General features: G+C 71.3%; 18 protein-coding genes and 3 CRISPR repeat arrays. Of the genes, 8 read left to right on the top strand and 10 right to left on the bottom strand.

All coding sequences use genetic code 11. The features are described 5' to 3' along the window. The first annotated feature begins 101 nt into the window (after positions 1-101). Both ACSMX9_RS12880 and ACSMX9_RS12875 read left to right on the top strand, forming a co-directional pair. Positions 102-1,253, top strand: a complete 1,152-nt coding sequence (locus ACSMX9_RS12880; RefSeq protein WP_445402467.1) for a DNA polymerase III subunit beta family protein — start codon at positions 102-104, stop codon at positions 1,251-1,253. 20 nt (positions 1,254-1,273) lie between these two features. Further along, complete coding sequence (locus ACSMX9_RS12875) at positions 1,274-1,804, top strand: hypothetical protein (protein WP_445402977.1); 531 nt, start codon at positions 1,274-1,276, stop codon at positions 1,802-1,804. 2 nt (positions 1,805-1,806) lie between these two features. After that, positions 1,807-2,874: direct repeats of the CRISPR family, unit length 28 nt; unit sequence GGACCACCCCCGCGTGCGCGGGGACCAC. Between the two features lie 296 nt (positions 2,875-3,170). Here the strand turns inward: ACSMX9_RS12875 and ACSMX9_RS12870 are convergent. Next, positions 3,171-3,374: a hypothetical protein gene (locus ACSMX9_RS12870; RefSeq protein ID WP_445402466.1), complete on the bottom strand. Its 204-nt coding sequence runs from the start codon at positions 3,372-3,374 to the stop codon at positions 3,171-3,173. Continuing rightward, positions 3,371-3,700 (bottom strand): hypothetical protein, encoded by a 330-nt coding sequence (locus ACSMX9_RS12865; RefSeq protein ID WP_445402465.1) that lies wholly within the window; start codon positions 3,698-3,700, stop codon positions 3,371-3,373. The genes ACSMX9_RS12870 and ACSMX9_RS12865 overlap by 4 nt, the downstream gene beginning before the upstream one ends. Before the next feature lie 181 nt (positions 3,701-3,881). Here ACSMX9_RS12865 and ACSMX9_RS12860 point away from each other — a divergent pair, with 181 nt between their 5' ends. Continuing rightward, entirely contained in the window at positions 3,882-4,151 is a 270-nt protein-coding gene (locus ACSMX9_RS12860) for a GntR family transcriptional regulator (RefSeq protein ID WP_366113354.1), read from the top strand. Positions 4,152-4,581: 430 nt separating this feature from the next. Here the strand turns inward: ACSMX9_RS12860 and ACSMX9_RS12855 are convergent, their stop codons facing one another. From ACSMX9_RS12855 to ACSMX9_RS12840, 4 genes are read right to left on the bottom strand one after another with little or no spacing between them, the layout of a single operon-like run. Then, positions 4,582-5,322, bottom strand: coding sequence for a hypothetical protein (locus ACSMX9_RS12855; protein ID WP_445402464.1), 741 nt, complete (start codon positions 5,320-5,322; stop codon positions 4,582-4,584). Then, entirely contained in the window at positions 5,297-5,815 is a 519-nt protein-coding gene (locus tag ACSMX9_RS12850) for a hypothetical protein (protein ID WP_445402463.1), read from the bottom strand. Before ACSMX9_RS12850 ends, ACSMX9_RS12855 begins: the two co-directional genes overlap by 26 nt. A 26-nt stretch (positions 5,816-5,841) precedes the next feature. After that, entirely contained in the window at positions 5,842-6,123 is a 282-nt protein-coding gene (locus ACSMX9_RS12845; protein WP_351239206.1) for a DUF7848 domain-containing protein, read from the bottom strand. Then, positions 6,114-6,281 (bottom strand): hypothetical protein, encoded by a 168-nt coding sequence (locus tag ACSMX9_RS12840; protein WP_351239208.1) that lies wholly within the window; start codon positions 6,279-6,281, stop codon positions 6,114-6,116. The genes ACSMX9_RS12845 and ACSMX9_RS12840 overlap by 10 nt, the downstream gene beginning before the upstream one ends. A 196-nt stretch (positions 6,282-6,477) precedes the next feature. Between ACSMX9_RS12840 and ACSMX9_RS12835 the strand changes: the two genes are divergently transcribed. From ACSMX9_RS12835 to ACSMX9_RS12815, 5 genes are all read left to right on the top strand, one after another. Then, entirely contained in the window at positions 6,478-7,311 is an 834-nt protein-coding gene (locus tag ACSMX9_RS12835; RefSeq protein ID WP_445402462.1) for a helix-turn-helix domain-containing protein, read from the top strand. Beyond that, positions 7,311-7,529, top strand: coding sequence for a DUF397 domain-containing protein (locus ACSMX9_RS12830; protein ID WP_366113359.1), 219 nt, complete (start codon positions 7,311-7,313; stop codon positions 7,527-7,529). The genes ACSMX9_RS12835 and ACSMX9_RS12830 overlap by 1 nt, the downstream gene beginning before the upstream one ends. Before the next feature lie 167 nt (positions 7,530-7,696). Then, positions 7,697-8,334: a CRISPR direct-repeat array (repeat unit 28 nt; unit sequence GGACCACCCCCGCGTGCGCGGGGAACAC). A 507-nt stretch (positions 8,335-8,841) separates the two neighbouring features. Next, positions 8,842-9,366 (top strand): RICIN domain-containing protein, encoded by a 525-nt coding sequence (locus ACSMX9_RS12825; RefSeq protein WP_445402461.1) that lies wholly within the window; start codon positions 8,842-8,844, stop codon positions 9,364-9,366. Between the two features lie 276 nt (positions 9,367-9,642). Then, positions 9,643-10,170, top strand: coding sequence for an RICIN domain-containing protein (locus ACSMX9_RS12820; protein WP_445402460.1), 528 nt, complete (start codon positions 9,643-9,645; stop codon positions 10,168-10,170). A 177-nt stretch (positions 10,171-10,347) separates the two neighbouring features. Next, the gene (locus ACSMX9_RS12815) at positions 10,348-12,408 is read left to right on the top strand and encodes a hypothetical protein (protein WP_445402459.1); all 2,061 of its coding nucleotides are present in this window, start codon (positions 10,348-10,350) and stop codon (positions 12,406-12,408) included. A gap of 100 nt (positions 12,409-12,508) precedes the next feature. Here ACSMX9_RS12815 and ACSMX9_RS12810 read toward each other — a convergent pair whose 3' ends face one another. The 4 genes from ACSMX9_RS12810 to ACSMX9_RS12795 form a co-directional block, all read right to left on the bottom strand. Next, on the bottom strand, positions 12,509-14,053 hold the full coding sequence (locus ACSMX9_RS12810; RefSeq protein WP_445402458.1) for an AMP-binding protein: 1,545 nt from the start codon (positions 14,051-14,053) through the stop codon (positions 12,509-12,511). A 349-nt stretch (positions 14,054-14,402) separates the two neighbouring features. Further along, positions 14,403-14,717 (bottom strand): 4a-hydroxytetrahydrobiopterin dehydratase, encoded by a 315-nt coding sequence (locus ACSMX9_RS12805; RefSeq protein WP_445402457.1) that lies wholly within the window; start codon positions 14,715-14,717, stop codon positions 14,403-14,405. Between the two features lie 208 nt (positions 14,718-14,925). After that, positions 14,926-15,207 carry a hypothetical protein gene (locus ACSMX9_RS12800; protein WP_445402456.1) on the bottom strand — a complete coding sequence of 94 codons (282 nt, stop codon included), beginning with the start codon at positions 15,205-15,207 and terminating at the stop codon, positions 14,926-14,928. 195 nt (positions 15,208-15,402) lie between these two features. Then, a CRISPR array of direct repeats spans positions 15,403-15,796; the repeat unit is 28 nt; unit sequence GGACCACCCCCGCGTGCGCGGGGACCAC. Positions 15,797-16,261: 465 nt separating this feature from the next. Further along, positions 16,262-16,819 (bottom strand): GNAT family N-acetyltransferase, encoded by a 558-nt coding sequence (locus ACSMX9_RS12795; RefSeq protein WP_445402976.1) that lies wholly within the window; start codon positions 16,817-16,819, stop codon positions 16,262-16,264. Between the last annotated feature and the right edge of the window lie 2 nt (positions 16,820-16,821).

Raw genomic sequence — 16,821 nt, 5'->3', positions numbered from 1 at the left:
TGATGGGCGGCGGGTGGGGCGGCTGCGCGGTCGGCATCCTGTGAGCCTCCTGCGGACCTCCGTGTTGACCTTCAGGTTGGTCGAAGCCCGACGATGACGAGGTGTCGAACTCCGAGCTGATGCCCATCGGGCCCTTCGCCCGCCGTACCGGCGTGACCCCCAGCGCCCTGCGGTTCTACGCCGACTGCGGGCTCCTGCCCCCTGCCGAGGTCGACCCGGTCTCCGGCTACCGCTACTACCACCCCGACCAGGTGGCCCGGACCGTCGAACTCCGCCGGCTCCGCGAGATCGCCATGCCGCTCGCTGACGCCGAGGCGGTCCTCGGCGCCGGACCCGACGAGGCCGTCCGACTGATCGACGCGCACGTCGCGAGGGTCCTCGGGGACGCGGAAGCCGTCCGGCGCACCGCCGCCCGGATCAAGGCGGCCCGGACCGGCGAGGCGCCGGGCCCACCGCTCGCCGCCCTGGCCGGCCCGGTCCTGGCAGCTGCGGTCGAACAGGTCCTCACCGCCACCGCACGCGAACCCTGCCTGCCGGTACTCGGCGGCCTGCACGTCGAGGCCACCCCGGAGGCGTTCACGCTCACCGCGACCGACCGATACCGCCTCGCCACCCGCACCCTGGTCCCCGCCCGGCCCGCCCCCACCCCTTGGTCCGGCACGATCGACGGGGACGAACTCCGTTCATCAGTACCGGAGTTGCGCCGCAGTGCGACGGTACTGGTCGAAGCAACCGCGCACGGGCTCCGGCTGCGCCCCACCGACCGGGAGGACGGGCACGAACACCTTTGTCGGCTGCTGTCCGAGGAGTTCCCCGACTACCGGCGGATGCTCGCCGAACTGCCCGAGCCCACCACCCGCGCCACCGTCCCCAAGAACCTGTTCCTCGGCGCCCTGGAGGCCAACCCCGGACGCAGGATCTCCCTGCACTTCGCCCCCGGGCGCGGCGTGCACGTCCACGCGGACGAGGACGAACCCGCCGCTGTCCCTTCCCTCGATCCGTCCCCGACCCCGCCGCTCGCCTCTCCTCCCGGCTCGGCCCCCGTCCGGCCCTCCGGCCCACTCCCCGCCGTCGTAACCGGCCGGGACCTGCGGATCACCTTCGAGTTGACCACCCTGCACCCGGCCGTCAGCACCGCGGTCGGCCCGGACCTGATGCTTGACCTGCGCGGACCCGACCGGCCGGTCACCCTCCGCTCGGCCGACCGCGGCGACCTCACCACCCTGGCCATGCCCGTCCGGCCCACCACATGAACGACGAGGACCTCACCCAGATGACCACCACCCCGGCCGCTTCCACCGACCCCGAGTCCTCCGTGCCCGCCGTTCCCTCCGATCCGACGATGGACGCCATCGGGCAGGCCGTCGCCGAGGGGCGAACCGGGGAGGCTGCCGTCGCCCGCCGAGCCCTGTTGGACCTCTGGACCGCCATCGGCCCCACCGGTGACCCCCTGCACCGCTGCACCCTCGGCCACCACCTGGCCGACCTCTACGAGGACCCAGCCCAGGCCCTGACCTGGGACGTCCGAGCCCTGGACGCCGCTGACGCCCTCACCGCCCAACGCCTTGACCAGCACCACGCCGGCCTCAACCTCGCCGCCTTCTACCCGTCCCTCCACCTCAACCTCGCCGACAACTACCGCCGCCTCGGCTCCTTCACCGCCGCCACCGAACACATCGACGCCGCCCGCCACCACACCCCACACCTCCCCCAGGACGACTACGGCACGCTGCTGCGCTCCGCCATCGACCAGGTGGCGACGGCCATCGCCCGCCGGGACCGGGAGCCGCGAGTGCGGGGGTGAGGGCTGCTACCCCGCGTGCGCGGGGACCACCACACGTACAAGGGGGTCAACGGCCTGGAGCCGGGACCACCCCCGCGTGTGCGGGGACCACGACCGAGGTCAACGTCGCCTTCCACAAGACCGCGGGACCACCCCCGCGTGCGCGGGGACCACATGAGCGGAACCGATTCTGCGGCCTGATTCCGAGGACCACCCCCGCGTGCGCGGGGACCACTGCTGGCCCCGGACGTCGACTCGTCCGGGGCCGGGACCACCCCCGCGTGCGCGGGGACCACGCCTTCCGGTATGAGTGCCACATGATCAAGACGGGACCACCCCCGCGTGCGCGGGGACCACCAGGCGCTTGGTCCAGGCGGCGAGCTTGACTCGGTGGACCACTCCCGCGTGCGCGGGGACCACTGCACGTCGGCCCGGCCGTGCTGACTGCGGAGGGGACCACCCCCGCGTGCGCGGGGAACACCGCCGCCCAGAACGCCCGCGCTTCCCCTTCGCCGGACCACCCCCGCGTGCGCGGGGAACACCGGAGCTGCGCGACGGCTGCCTCAGCGGCGGCGGGACCACCCCCGCGTGCGCGGGGAACACAACAGGACTTTGATCCCCGCGGGGCCTTGGGCGGGACCACCCCCGCGTGCGCGGGGAACACATCACCATCATCATCACCCCAGGAGCGGGCCGGGGACCACCCCCGCGTGCGCGGGGAACACCGCAGCCGCTTCGCCTCGACGACGGTGACCCCGGGACCACCCCCGCGTGCGCGGGGAACACCACGTAGAAGAAGAAGGGGACACCTGATGGATGGGACCACCCCCGCGTGCGCGGGGAACACCTCGCGGTGTTCACGGGCCGCCCGCTCCCGCTGGGACCACCCCCGCGTGCGCGGGGAACACCAGGAGCAGATCGGGGTGAAGCCGAGCCTTGCGGGACCACCCCCGCGTGCGCGGGGAACACTGCTCCGACATCATCCCGAGCGAGATCAAGAAGGGACCACCCCCGCGTGCGCGGGGAACACAGGAGTGTCGATCGGGTAGGCCCGGCCGGGGAGGGACCACCCCCGCGTGCGCGGGGACCACCCTTCCCGACCTGCGACGTTAGCCGACCAACACCCGGTTTTCATACAGAACTTGAAAGCCCGGCAAAAGCCCCAAAATTGCCAACCGTATATCAATCCCCCAACGCCAAGCGTGCAGGTACCCGTACCGTCCCCGACCCCGCCCCCCACCCCGAGGCGGAGGAACGAGGCCGGGCAACGGCAACAAGTATCCCTCCCCCCAACCGAGAGCCAGGCAGCCCTGCGCCCCGCACCCTGTACCCCGCGCGACCCCCACGGGGTACAGGAACTCGGCAGCCAACTGCGCAACCAAACCGCCTACTTGGCGGCACCGTGGTCGGCGGTGCAGGGACCCGGGGCGGTGACGTGTTGGGGGCAGACGTGGTGGGTGATGAACTCGGGGCCGGAGGTGCTGCCGCTGCCGTAGCCGACCACGACGGGGGCGGTGGTCCAGCGGCCGCAGCGGCAGCAGTGGGTGCCCGATTCGGTGGGCGGGGCGGTGGTGAGGGCCTCGCGGGTCATGCGGCAGCGCCCGTCCGGACCTGGTGGACGCCGGGGGCGACGTACGGGTAGTCGTAGCCCCGCTCGGCCCAGGCGGTGGCGTAGTAGCGCTCGCGGCGTTCGGGGCTCAGGTGCCGGGCCTCCTCCGCGTGGAAAATCGCGCGGGCCTCCGCGGAACTCGGGCCGGGCCAGGGGCGGTGCCATGCGCTGGTGGACGGAACGGGCCCGGGGGCGGTGGCGGGCGGGGCGGTGAGGTGCTCCGCGGTGTGGCGGCCGGGCCGGGTCCGGCGGGTCAACGGCAGGTGGGCGAGCACCCAAACGAGTGCATGGGCGATACGATCGGACATACGTCGATCAGCTCCTTAGTCAAGCTGGTTCGGTGAGCCCCGATGGACCGTTGCCGCGGTCTGTCGGGGCGTTTCTCTGTGATGCAGGTGAGTTGAACTACCGCTCTAACCGGCGTGTGGGGCCAACAGTTACGCCTCCTCCAAGTCGCTCGCTCGTCAACTGGTTGTCTACGCTTCGTCCATGTCTGAGCCCCAGATCAGTCCGCACACCCCGCGCGCTCCGTACATGCGAGTCAGAGACGCGCTCGCGGCGGACATCGCCGCCGGCGTCTACGGGCCCGGCGCTGCGATTCCCTCGGAGGCCGAGCTGGCCGTGATGTACGGGGTGGCCAAGATGACCGCCCGCCGAGCCGTGCGGGAACTCCGCGAACGCGGGCTCGTCTACACCGAGTGGGGCAAGGGCTCCTTCGTGGTGGGCGGGCCGGCCCCGGGTGCCCGGGGCGGCGCGTAGTCACCGCGCGCCCCGACCCTGTGAGGGGCCGGTGGGCGCGGCGGGGCCGACCCGCCCGTGCACCAGGCAGGCCGGCCCCTCATCCGTCGCGGAACGCTCCCCGCGACTCCGCGGCGGGACCCGCACCCCGTCCCGTCCGCCGCCGCTCCTTCATCGAAGGGCGGACGGCGATCGGGCCGGGGGTGTGCGGCAGGGCGGAGGGCTGGGCTCCCGCCGTGCCCGAGCCCTTCGGGACCGAGGACCGCACACCACCTCGCGTGCGGCATCCGTCCGTCCCGGGCACACCGCCCCGTCGGAGTGTTTGACGTCTTCCAACTCCACTGCGTTGGCTGCCTGTTCAACTCGGCTGAAGAGCATCGGTACACGGCGGACGGAACACCCTTCTGCGTGCGACCCGGTGACGTCCCGACGGTGGGCGTCGGCCGGGCGTTCAGGGTGGGGGTACGGGGCGGAGCGGGACGCCGAAGCGGGGGAGTGCGTTGATGGCTTCCGCCGCCGTGGTGACGGCGTGGCCGGGGGTGTAGCCGGTGGACATGCGGCGGATGGCTTCGATCTGCCAGCCTTCCGGGAGCGCGTCGAACAGTTCGGCCACGTCGATGCCGTCCCCCGTGGCCCGGTGGCCCGTGGCGGCACGCGGTTTGTCGCCGCCTTCCAGGGTGCGTTGTTGGACGTGGTGGAGGGCGTCCCAGGCGGTGGGCGGATGGTTCTCAGGGTCGCGTTCGGTGAGGTGGGCGTGGTTCAGGGTGCGGAACACCTCGGGACGCCAGGCGGGGTGGAAGGACCGGTACCACAGGAGGGCCTGCACGGCCTCGGTGTGTTCGTCGACACGGCCTTCCGCCTCCGGCCAGCGGTGGCCGTTCCTGGACTCGCACTGGGCGGCGAAGTGGGCGCACTCACGGCGGAGTTCGGTGACGAAGGGCTTCCAGTTGCTGATGGCGGGGTCCCAACCGAGGCTGATGCGGTGGCCGGTGTGCAGGGCCCAGTACACGGCGGCGCGGTCGGCCGCCTCCATCCGGTGCCACACCTCCCTCTCCCGCAACTCCTCCCACACCAGCGGGGCGACGCGACCGGCGACGAGCCGCACGTCCTCCCAGTGACCTACACCCGGCCACTCGCCCAACACGTCGAGCGCGCTGCGTAGTTCGTCAAGCCGAGCGGATCGGTACGTCATGCGTCCTGCCAAGGGGTGAGGGTTGCCGAGAGGGGACGACGGGGGTGGGTACGTCGACGGACCAGGCGGTGAGCGCGTACCGGCCGGTGTGGTCGACCTCGACGAGGTGGAAGGGCTCGCCGGCGGCGAGCCGGTGGTGTGCGGCGGACCAGGGGCCGTCGTCGCGTGCCCAGGCCCGTAGGGCGGTGGGCACGTCCCCGAAACGTCGTCCGGCCGGGTCCCGCCGGAGGGCCGCGGGGGAGGCGGAGGGGAAGGCGGACGGGTCGGGGTCGAGTCCGTCCGCGATCCGCAACGCCTGCCGTCGCAGCCACCGCAGCACCCGGCGCGGGGACGGGCTGGCGAACGTGCCGAGGACGAACCGTGCGGGGAGGCCGGTGCCGGCGACTTGTCCCTCAGCGAACACCCGGGCCAAGTGCAGACGTTCGACCTCCGGCAGCTCGGGAAGGTGCAGGGGTACCGGGCCGGCCGCCGGCGTGGGGGCGTAGGTGCGCACGCGGCGGGCGTGGGCCCGCGCCCGCCTCACGTCGTCACCCCGGGGAGGCCGCGCGGGTCGACGCCCTGGGGCGGGTCCCACTGCACGGTGTCGAACACCACCCGGTCGTAACGCCGGTGGCCCGTCGCACGGAAGTGCTCCTCGGCCCAGGTGAGGACGCCGTCCGGGGACAGGTGCTCGGGCCTCCGCGGCGGCACCGCCCCGCACTGCGGAACCCCCGAGACGCACTGGACGTGCGCTTGCACCTCGCGGAACGTCAGGGCCTTCAGGGTCCACTCGACGTGGCGGAAGCGTCGGTTCACCCCCATGACGCCCGGCGCAGGCTCTGCGCGTTCACCGCGGCCAGGGTCGGCCTCAACTGATCCGTGGCAGTGGCGAGTCGGACGTGATCGCGCTGCACGGTCCACTCGACCCCGCCGCCCTGGGGGCGGAGGTAGATCAGCCCCGCCTCCGTACTCGTGTCCATGACCACGCCGAGTACACCCTTGACGGTGTCGTATGCGAGGTCTCCGACGCGGAGTTGGTGATGTTCCGCTACGTTCTCTCCCCACATGGGGTCACTCCTCTCCGTAGCGACACTGCTACTGGGAGGCTCAGATTGGCCCACGGTCCTGACTCAATCAACGTGGCTGACGAGAAAGATCAACCAGGGGTGGTGAAGGATGAACCGCAAGGACCTGAACCCGGAGGCATCGCCTCAAGCAGCGTTCGGAGCGCGTCTACGCAGCTCACGCGAGGCGCGTGGGTGGACGCAGGCGGAGCTGTCCACGCACATGGGCATTTCCGGGGGGCATATTTCAGGGGTCGAAACTACCCGGAAAACACCTTCGTTGCGCTTCGCGAAAGCCGCTGACAAGGCGTTCGGCCTGACCGGGACGGACGTCACCTTCGAGCGCCAGTGGCGCGAGATGCACCACAGCAGCTTGCTGGAGGGATACCCGGAGTACGTCACCTACCAGGGCCGGGCAGCGGAGATCCGAGTGTTCGAATCGGGCCTCGTTCCCGGTCTGCTTCAGACGCCGGAGTACGCCCGGGTGTTGGCAGACAGTGACGTCCAGCGAGGTGACATCAGTCCTGAACAGGCGGACGAGCGAGTCGACTACCTGATAGAGCAGCAGGCCATGCTGGTCCGAACGCCGTCGCCGATCATCTTCGTAGTCCTGGACGAGAGTTGCATTCGCACGCCCATCGGTGGCCCTGCCGTCATGGATGCGCAACTGGCACACCTGGTTGAGTTCGCCGGACAGTCGCATACCGCCCTCCAGATCGCCCCGTTCTCCATGGCGGAGCGGAAGCCGTTCATCCGACTCGTCTGCCTCCTGACGATGGCTGACCGGTCCCTGATGTCCTACGTCGAGTCGGAGACCCAGGGGAACCTGGACCGTGAACTGCCCTCTGTGTTGCCGCTGGTGAGGAACTACCATCGGCTACAGATCGAGGCAGCGTCCCAAGCGGAGTCTGTCGCCATGATCGAACAGCTACGAAAGGGCATCTAATGGCTAGGACCAACTCCCTTCCGCTGCGGTGGGTCAAGTCTTCCTACAGCACCCACAACGGGGGTGCATGCGTCGAGTGGGCTCCTGACGTGTCCGCCACGGGTGTGGTCCCCGTCCGTGACTCGAAGGACGCGGCCGGTCCTGTGGTGAGCTTCTCGGCCTCGGCGTTCTCGTCCTTCGTGACGGGTGTGAAGGGCGGCGAGTTCGGCGCTGCCTGAGCGTCAATGCGGCCTTCGACGGACAACCGGCAGTGTGAGAGAGCCCCCGCCGACTTCGATCCGAGTTGGCGGGGATCTTTTCATGCCACATGTGCGCGGGGATTACTTGGATCGTTCCTTCACGCGGGGAACACCCGAGGAGTTCCATCTCCGGCGGCGCGACGTGGGGACCACCCCCGCGTGCGCGGGGAACACAACCAACTCCAACTCACCAACGTCGGCAACGAGGGACCACCCCCGCGTGCGCGGGGAACACAGCCCGATCGGGGCGGCCGGCGCCGACAACCTGGGACCACCCCCGCGTGCGCGGGGAACACCCGTTGGTGAAGCGTGCCGTCGGGCCCGAGAGGGGACCACCCCCGCGTGCGCGGGGAACACCCGTTGGTGAAGCGTGCCGTCGGGCCCGAGAGGGGACCACCCCCGCGTGCGCGGGGAACACCCGTTGGTGAAGCGTGCCGTCGGGCCCGAGAGGGGACCACCCCCGCGTGCGCGGGGAACACATCAAGGTGATCGGATTCAGGGCCATGACGGCAGGACCACCCCCGCGTGCGCGGGGAACACGGCGCGGTTGCGTGTGGCTGCGGCCGTGGACGCGGACCACCCCCGCGTGCGCGGGGAACACTGCTGCTCAGCGATCGTGATCGCGTAGGCCAGGGGACCACCCCCGCGTGCGCGGGGAACACCAACTGACGGAGCCCCCGGCACACTTTCGCCTGGGACCACCCCCGCGTGCGCGGGGAACACAGGATGATCGAACTGGCGTACACCCGGGGGGACGGACCACCCCCGCGTGCGCGGGGAACACCCTTCCCGACCTGCGATGTTAGGCGGCCAGCACCCGGTTTTTCATGAGAACTTGAAAGTCCGGCAAAAGGTTCAACCATCCCATCTCATCATCAAGTCCCCGAACGTGGAGGCGTTGAGGCTGTCCGCGTTGTTCGTCAGTCGGTTTCCTCCAGCCGGCCATGGAACATCGTCCCGATGTCGAGTATGCCGTTCACGTGGCGCTCCTCGTTCCTCGCCCGCGTCCTCCCGCCGTACCCACAGCCGCAGCCGGCCGGTCCCCGCTGGGCTGCGACCGGCCGGGCCCCTGGCTAGCCTGGTCGAGCGGGTACGCAGCACCACCTCGCCCCCGCCCACCGTGCCTACCGGGCCTTGGCGGCCCGGCAGCAGCAACCTGGACCGTGGCCGGACGGGCCGCCTCGGGTGGTCTTCGGCGCGGTGCCACGGCTCGCACCGCCGTTTCCGACGCCGTTCGGGGAGGAGCCCGCACGCTTCTCCCGGACATCCCCCACGACATGGGAGGTCGACCATGTCTTCTGCCCAGCGCATCGCGACCGCGGCCGTCATGGCCGCGCTGTTGGGCGGTGCCTCCGGGCTGGCCGTGGCGGCCAGCCCGGGGGCGTCACCGCCGTCCCAGCGGAACGAGACCTGGTACCAGTTCCGGATCTACCCGGAGGCCGCCGCACCGGCCAGGCAGCTGGACGTCAACGGCAGCGGCACGGTCGTCGTGGGCGTTCCGGATGCCAAGGGCGAACGCCAGCAGTGGAGCCTGAGCGGCACCGGCGGGAAGCTCTTCGTCAAGAACCGTGCGACCGGCACCTGCCTCACCGCGCCGAGCGGCTCCCAGGGCTCCGTCACCGTCCGGGCCTGCGACAAGAACGACGTGCACCAGAAGTGGGACCTGCACTACGTGAAGCCCGGCCAGGCCCAGATCGCCCCCTCGAACAACCTCGATCTCGCCCTCACCGGGGGCGAGCAGCTCGGCAGCGGAGTCGTCCTCCAGCCCTACGTGGACGTGCTCGACCAGCAGTGGTTCGTCCGGACCGTGGGGTGACGGTCGCGCGGCGGCCGGCCCCGGCGGGCCGCGTGCACGGCTGTGACCAGCAGGTTCCCGCTGAGCTGCGGGTGGCCGGACATATGGCTAGCCTGGTCGGGTGAGCACGATTCATCTGCGTGCCCATCGGGTCTTCGAGGCGCAGCAGCCGGGGCGGTGAGCGATCCGTCCTCTCGGGCGGCCCCGGCGTGGTCCACGGACCGCGGGGCGCCCGACGCCGTTCGCGGACGGGCCCGCACGCCTCTCGAACATCCCCCAAGACATGAGAGGTCAACCATGTCTCCTGCCCAGCGCATCGCGACCGCGGCCGTCATCGCCGCCCTGTTGGGCGGTGCCCCCGGCCTGGCCGTGGCGGCCGCTCCGCAGACGTCACCGCCGTCCCAGCAGAACGAGACCTGGGTCCGCTACGAGGTCACCCCGCCGAACTCCAACACGCGCACCATGGACGTCGACAGCGGCGGCCGGCTCGTCATGGTCGACCGCGCGCCGAACAGCGACCGTCAGCTCTGGGGCCTCAGCGGCGCCGAAGGCCAGCAGCTCCTGAAGAACAAGGCGACGGGCACGTGCCTCACCGCACCGGGCGGCGGCTCCCAGGGCTCCGTCACGCTCCAGACCTGCGACCCCACCAACGTGAACCAGCAGTGGCGGGCGGAGTACTGGGGTGAGGGCCGGTTCACCTTGGTGCTCGCCCCCCACCACGCCCTCTACCTCACCGGGAGCGGGGAGTTCGGCGGCGGAGTCTCCGTCGAGATCTACCACGGGACCTTCGCCCAGTACTGGAGCGCGGTGCCCCCCGGCTACTGATCCGCTCGGCGACCACGACTACGACCACGGACCCGTTACCGCGGCCCCGTCCCCAGCCCCTCGCTAGGGCGGGGCCGTGTGCGCTGAGCGCCCCGCGCCTTCCGGCGCCGGCCACCGCCTTCGGCGGTCCACCCGACCAGCACCCCAGCCCCTTGGAAGTCACCCATGGCCACGACCATGAGCACTGCCCCCACCGCAGACGAGGCCACGTTCCCGATCGACGAGTCGTTCACCGCCGGCCGTACGGCCAACCCGCACTGGGTGCTGCGCGGTGACGCGAGGCTGACCCCGGGGCCGGACGGCTGTCTGCAACTGACGCCCGACGAGGACGACAAGGCCGGTACCGCCTACCTCGACCAGTCGTTCTCCTCCCGCCTCGGTGTCAGCATCGAGTTCGACTACGCCTGCGAGGGCACCGACCTCGACTACTTCGGCGATGGATTCTGCCTCTATCTGATCGACGGACGGCACACCACGGACACCGGCGCCTACGGCGCGGCGCTCGGCTACTCCCGCATGGGCACCAACCCCAGCACGGCGACACGAGGGGTCACCGCGGGGTACGTGGGCGTCGGCTTCGACAACTACGGCAACTACGCCTCCGACCTGGCCGGCCCGAACGGGCCGGGGCGCACGCCCGACACGCTCGGCGTGCGCGGTTCCGGCAACCTGCGCACGGGCTTCCGATGGCTCACCGGCAGGGAGGTCTCCGGCGGCTTCCGGACCAACTGGCTGAAGCGCACCCACGTCCAAGTCAGCATTGTGCAAGGGAAATTGACGGTGCGGCACACCATTGGGACCGACACCGAACTCCTCATCGACGGCTACGACCTCACCACGGCCCCCGGACAAGTCGCCCTACCGACCACCTTCAAACTCGGCCTCTCGGCCAGCACGGGCGGGGCCAGGGCGGCCCACTCGATCAGGAGCCTGCACGTCGCACTCCCCGCCGACATGCCGCTGGACCTGCGGGGCCCGGCAACGGCCAAGGTCGGCGACCGCGTCAGCTACACGATCACGGTGCAGAACGACGGCCCCAACGACGCCCCCGACGCAGAGGTCACCGGAGCGATCCCCGGCGGCCTCTCCGACGTCACCGTGGAGTGCGAAACGCACGGCGGGACCGTCCTCGGGCCCGGCTCCACCACGCACGGGCTGCGCCAACCGCTGAACCTGCCCAAGGGCAGCAGTGCGCGGATCACCGTCCGCGGCACCGTCTCCCGCAGTGCCGCGGCGAGCACCCTCACGGCCACCGCGCGGATCGCCTCGGCGACCCGTGCCAACACCTCCGCCCACTCCTCCGCCACGGTGGACACCCACGTCCCGCCCCTACCCGTGCCGGACGGTGGCCAGGTCGTCGCGGGCCAGAGCGGGGCCGGCTGGGCCCAAGGCCCCGATGCCCACACCCTCGTCGTCACGGCGGACAGCAGCCGGGAGGGCTTCGAGCAGACCCCCGTCCACGTCGCCTCCGTCGCCGGCCACCGGTACGCGGCCAACCTCGGTGCGCCCGGCATCCACCAGGAGTCCCCGAACGGGTTCCGGGCCGGGCTGCGCTGGGTCGACCCGGCCGGCCTGGACGTCGCGGCAGCGGTGGAGAACGGGTTCCGGCTGAACTGGATCGCCTGCCCCCCGGACGCCGAAGGCGTCGCCTGTGGCCGGACCGACCCCGACGCCTGGCGACAGGAGGCGGACGGGACCCGGGTGGTCTTGGTCGACGTGGACACCGGCCCCGCTGGCTTCACCACGACACCCGTGGTCGTCGCGTCCGTGGTGGGCGACGCGTTGACGGCCGACCTCAGCACGGTCGCCGTCGTCGACCCGCGCCGCGACGGCTTCACCGTCGCCGTCCGCCTCAGCGACCAGAGCGACCTCGACCCGGAGACGGCGCGGAGCCGGGGACTGCGGATCAACTGGATCGCCTGCCCCGAGGACACTACGGCCTTCGCCGCCGGCCGCACCGCCCCCGACACCTGGGTGCAGGGCAAGGACGCACGCATCCTGTTCACCGAGGCCACCGCGGACGGGTCGGTCGACCTGCCGGACGAACCCGCCTTCGTCGCCACCCTCACCGGCACCGTCCGGGCCGCCGAACTCTGCGTCCCCGGCCTCTACGGGGCCCAGCGCACCGGGTTCACCGCCGGCGTCCGCCGTAGCGACCAGGGGACACTGCCCCCGGCCTTCGCCCAGGACAACGGCATCGGCGTGAACTGGCTCGCGTGCCCGCGCCCGTCGAAGTGACCCGCCTTGCGGGAGCGGTCCGCGGCCGGGGGCAAGTGTTGCCCCCGGGACGGGCACCCGAGCGGAGGGCCTCCGCCCGGGCCCCCGTCCGTTCGGCCCCTCAGCCGGGGAAGCGGTCGGCCAGGTGCCGCCGGTCGGGCTTGCCCACCGCCGTGAGCGGGAGGGCGTCCACCAGGTGCAGGGCGTCGGGGGCGTACAGGCGCCCCTTGCGGGTGGTGACGTAGTCACGGATCTCGGTCAGGGACGGGCGCCGGCCGGGGACGGGGACGACGGCGGCGTGGACGTGTTCCACGGCGTCCTCGTCCCGGGTGCCGAAGACCGTGCACTGGGCGACGGTGGGGTGGCCCAACAGCAGGTCCTCCAGTTCGGACGGGTACACATGGCCCCCGACCACCACGACCATCTCCTTGATCCGGTCCACGATGTAGAGGTAGCCGTCCTCGTCGAGGCAGCCCACGTCACCGGTGTGCACCCAGCCGTCCCGCAGCACCTGGGCGGTGAGTTCCGGCTGCTTCCAGTAGCCGGGCATCGCCGCGGGCGAGCGCACCACGATCTCGCCGGGTTCCCCGGGCGGCAGGTCGGTGCCGTCGGCGCCGCGGATGACGATCTCCACGCCGGGTGCCGCCCGCCCCACCGTGAGCCGCCCGCCCGGGCCGGTGCGCAGGAGTTCCGCGGGCGACACCGTGGTGATCAGCTGGGCCTCGGACTGCCCGTAGATCCCGTAGAGCACGGGCCCCAGGACCTCGGCCGCCCGCCGCATCCTGATCGGCGAGGCCGCCGTGCCGCCGTAGGTGATCCGGGTCAGGCTGGACAGGTCGGTGGTGGCCAGGTCCGGGTGGTCCAGCAGTTGGTAGATCAGCGGCGGCAACAGCCAGGTGTGCGTGACGCGTTCCCGCTCGACGGCGGCCAGCACCTCACCCGGCTCGAACGCGTGCCGCAGCACCACCGAACCGTTCTGGTAGAGCGCCTGGTCGACCAGGAACCCGGCGATGTGGGAGAGCGAGGTGCAGACGAGCAGCCGGGGCGGGACGCCGGCGTTCTCGAACCGGAAGTCCAGGCCGCGCCGGAGGGGGCCGTGGGTCGCGGGGATGCCCTTGGGGATGCCCGTGGTGCCGCCGGTGTGCCCGATGCGGCAGTGGTCGTCCGGGCCGACCCGGCCGCGCATCGGTAGCGCGGGGCGGTGCGCGGCCCTGGCGAGCACGTCCTCGGCGAAGTCGCCCGGACCCAGCGAAAGCATTCGGGGCACATCGGCAAGTTCCTGCAACTCCCATGCAGTGCGCTGGCGTTGACCGTCCACCAGGAGGAGTGAACTGTCGACGCTCGCCATGATGTGCGCCATCGTCGCCGGGCTCATGCCCTCGTACAGGCTGACCACCCGGGCGCCGGTCAGGTTGGCCGCGTAGCGGGCGACGACCGCCTCGACGGTGTTGCCGGTGAGCAGCGTGACCGTGCAGCCCGGCCCGATCCCGTCCGCCGCGAGTTCCCCGGCGAGTCGCAGCACCTGGTCGTGTAAGTCCGCCGCCCGGATCACCACGCCCTCCGCCGTGGTGACGACCGGTCGGTCCGGCGCGGCGGCCAGCACGTCGAGAACGGCTTCCACGTAACTCTCGAAGGTCCCGGCGTCCTCGGCGGTGTGCTGACTCATCGCTGGTGCTCTCCCCGGTCGGGTGCGGATGACTGGACGTCATCGACGCTAGTCCCGCTCGCCGCCGCGTTCCATGACCGAATCCGCCATGTGCCGATGCCTTGTCGTGCACGGGCGGCGCTCGCGTGCGGGCTCGCGCCCTTGCCCCTTGGCCCGGGGCGGGCCGGGGCCTTTGCCCGGGACGGGGGCTCAGGCCGGCTCGGTCGTCCGCTCCGGCTCGGCCTGGCTCGGCTTGGTCGGTCACCATGCTCGTTGTTCCGGTGGTGCGGGTGCGGGTGCGGGTGCGGGTGCGGGTGCGGGTGCAGGGGCGCTGGCCGCGGGGCGCGCGGGTGGCGGGGCCCGTCGTGCGTCAGCCCTCCGCGGGGCGGGCGCCGTGCTCGCTCGCGAGGGTGGTGAGGCGGGCGGCCATGGCGGTGTCGAGTGCGGTGATGGCGCCCCCGGCATCGTGGGTGTTGAGGGCGAAGCCGATCGTCCCGTAGAGGATCTGGACCTCGGCGTGGTGGTTGGCCACGTCCTCGGCCGCCGCCACGGCCGCGTACAGGGCGGGCAGGGCGGAGCGGTCGGCCTTGAAGGCGGCGGTCAGCTTTCCGTCCTCCACGGCCCAGCCGGGGAGGTGGGTGAGGGCCTGGGCAAGCTCGGCGCTGGTCAGTGGCGTGGCGGGCACGGCGATCTCCTGCGTTCAACGGTTTCAAGTGGCGAGTGGTTTGAGGGCCTTGACAAGCCAGTCCCCGATGGGGTCGTTCTGCCAACGGCTCATGCTCTCGCGGAGTGCTTCCAGAGTCTTGCGTGTGGGGGCGGTGGGTTCTCGGGGCAGGGGGACTACCCCCCGCGTGCGTGGTGACACCCCCGTCCCGTCTCGACGGGAGGGGGTGTCACCGTTTCTTGCGCCCGGGGTTGAGGATCTGGTCGACGCGGGTGGCGGAGATGCCGCCTAGGAGCTGTCCGACCGCTGCGAGGGTGCGGCCTTCGCGGAGTTCCGCGACGGCTTCGGCGCGCATGGCGCGGACGCGGTCTTTTGCGGCGGGGAGAAGGGTGTCGAGGACGTGAAGGGCGGCGTTCTGCCGTTCAACGGGATCCGCGATGGTGGCGAGTTCGTCAATGATGGCGTCGATGGCGGTGTCGAGGTGGCGGGCGGTTCGGTCGTTGGTGGTCACGACCGAAGGGTATCTCAACCCCAGGGTTTACGGGACTGTCGCGCGTGTGAGGGGCACGCGAAGTCGGGCCCGCTCTCCACCCGCGTCCGCTCCCGCGTGCCCGGGGCCGCGCCGAGGCGGAGGCCGTGAATAGGGACCACCCCCGCGTGCGGCGGGGACCACCTGGACCCGCAGACCGGCGTAGGCGTCTACCAGGGACCACCCCCGCGTGCGCGGGGACCACCGATTGGCAGAGGAGGCAGAGGACCTCACCCGGGGACCACCCCCGCGTGCGCGGGGACCACGTATCGGTCCATTCGGGCGGTGTGTCCCGGGATGGACCACCCCCGCGTGCGCGGGGACCACAAAGTGCAGAGCGGATTCCGCCGGGTGGCACAGGGACCACCCCCGCGTGCGCGGGGACCACCGACGGCGAGGGCCACGATGGTCTGGAGCAGGGGGACCACCCCCGCGTGCGCGGGGACCACGAGACCGCCCAGGGCGGAAGCAACCCGCTGCGGGGACCACCCCCGCGTGCGCGGGGACCACCGAACCCCCGGAACGCCCCGCGCGCACCGGGGGGGACCACCCCCGCGTGCGCGGGGACCACCCTTCCCGACCTGCGACGTTAGCCGACCAATACCCGGTTTTCATTGAGAACTTGAAAGTCCGGCAAAGAGTCCAAAAGCCTCATGTCAATCCCAAGGTTGTGAACGCTCAGCGGAGTGCCTCCCTTGTGTACCCCAACGGCCGAGGCACGAGCACCGGCAAGAACGAAGCTAGCCAACGAGTTCGGCGAAGGGGACTCGCTCAAGACACGGTCTGACTGAGCCGGTGCCGGTACACGGCCCCCGCCCGGCGCCGGCGGTGGACCTGGTCATCCAAGTCTCCCTGGTCAACGTCTTTGATTCGATGGCGTGGTTGGGGAGGAGTGCGCAGGTCGGGGTTGGATATTCGCTGATTCGGCGAAGGCGTCAAGCGGAAGGTGGTTGCCTTGGTGCTACCAGGATTTCTCTTGAAGTGGAGATCAATTCGTTCGAAGGGTTGGTGGAAATTGTGGTGTATCGCTTCCGTTCTATTTGCCAAGCAGAGGGGAGATCACGGAGGGGACGGTGAAGTCGTCGGCGATGGCGTCCATGATGATCTCGTCGCAGACCTGGCCGAGCCAGTAGCCGGCCTGGCGCAGTGCGCCGACGGTGTGGAAGCCGGCCTTCTCGTAGGCGCGGATGCCGGGTTTGTTGGGGGCGAGGACCTTGAGCCAGACCATGCGGAGGTTGGTGATGTGGAAGGCGTAGTCGAGGGTGAGGCGGGTGGCCTGGGTGCCGAGGCCGCGTCCGCGGGCTTCGGGGGCGAGCATGATGACGTATTCGGCGGTGCGCACGGAGTCGTCGGGGAGCAGGGTGGTGACTCCGGCGGGGACGGGCTCGCCGCTGGTGAGGTCGTAGACGGTGAAGCGGGGGTTGCCGCCGCGGAGTTGGTGGGCCATGCCCTCGGTGCGGGCTTCCAGGGATTCGGGGGTCTGGCGGCCGTAGCCGACGAGGAGGGCGGGGTCCTGTTCCCAGCGCCAGTACGTCTCGACGAGATCGGCGCGGTAGGGGCCGAGGGCGCAGGTGTCGTTGGAGACCCACAGGATGG

It is taken from the genome of Streptomyces sp. LE64, from assembly GCF_052606915.1.
The sequence above is the reverse complement of the archived record's forward strand: the minus strand, read 5'-3'. Positions and strand labels throughout refer to the sequence as shown.

What these genes read in the sequence shown, in the direction of transcription:
- ACSMX9_RS12810 (WP_445402458.1), bottom strand. Translation starts at nt 14,053, where the DNA reads ATGAGTCAGCACACCGCCGAGGACGCCGGGACCTTCGAGAGTTACGTG.
- ACSMX9_RS12835 (WP_445402462.1), top strand. Translation starts at nt 6,478, where the DNA reads ATGAACCGCAAGGACCTGAACCCGGAGGCATCGCCTCAAGCAGCGTTC.
- ACSMX9_RS12815 (WP_445402459.1), top strand. Translation starts at nt 10,348, where the DNA reads ATGAGCACTGCCCCCACCGCAGACGAGGCCACGTTCCCGATCGACGAG.
- ACSMX9_RS12820 (WP_445402460.1), top strand. Translation starts at nt 9,643, where the DNA reads ATGTCTCCTGCCCAGCGCATCGCGACCGCGGCCGTCATCGCCGCCCTG.
- ACSMX9_RS12840 (WP_351239208.1), bottom strand. Translation starts at nt 6,281, where the DNA reads ATGGACACGAGTACGGAGGCGGGGCTGATCTACCTCCGCCCCCAGGGC.
- ACSMX9_RS12845 (WP_351239206.1), bottom strand. Translation starts at nt 6,123, where the DNA reads ATGGGGGTGAACCGACGCTTCCGCCACGTCGAGTGGACCCTGAAGGCC.
- ACSMX9_RS12870 (WP_445402466.1), bottom strand. Translation starts at nt 3,374, where the DNA reads ATGACCCGCGAGGCCCTCACCACCGCCCCGCCCACCGAATCGGGCACC.
- ACSMX9_RS12830 (WP_366113359.1), top strand. Translation starts at nt 7,311, where the DNA reads ATGGCTAGGACCAACTCCCTTCCGCTGCGGTGGGTCAAGTCTTCCTAC.
- ACSMX9_RS12865 (WP_445402465.1), bottom strand. Translation starts at nt 3,700, where the DNA reads ATGTCCGATCGTATCGCCCATGCACTCGTTTGGGTGCTCGCCCACCTG.
- ACSMX9_RS12875 (WP_445402977.1), top strand. Translation starts at nt 1,274, where the DNA reads ATGACCACCACCCCGGCCGCTTCCACCGACCCCGAGTCCTCCGTGCCC.
- ACSMX9_RS12860 (WP_366113354.1), top strand. Translation starts at nt 3,882, where the DNA reads ATGTCTGAGCCCCAGATCAGTCCGCACACCCCGCGCGCTCCGTACATG.
- ACSMX9_RS12855 (WP_445402464.1), bottom strand. Translation starts at nt 5,322, where the DNA reads ATGACGTACCGATCCGCTCGGCTTGACGAACTACGCAGCGCGCTCGAC.
- ACSMX9_RS12825 (WP_445402461.1), top strand. Translation starts at nt 8,842, where the DNA reads ATGTCTTCTGCCCAGCGCATCGCGACCGCGGCCGTCATGGCCGCGCTG.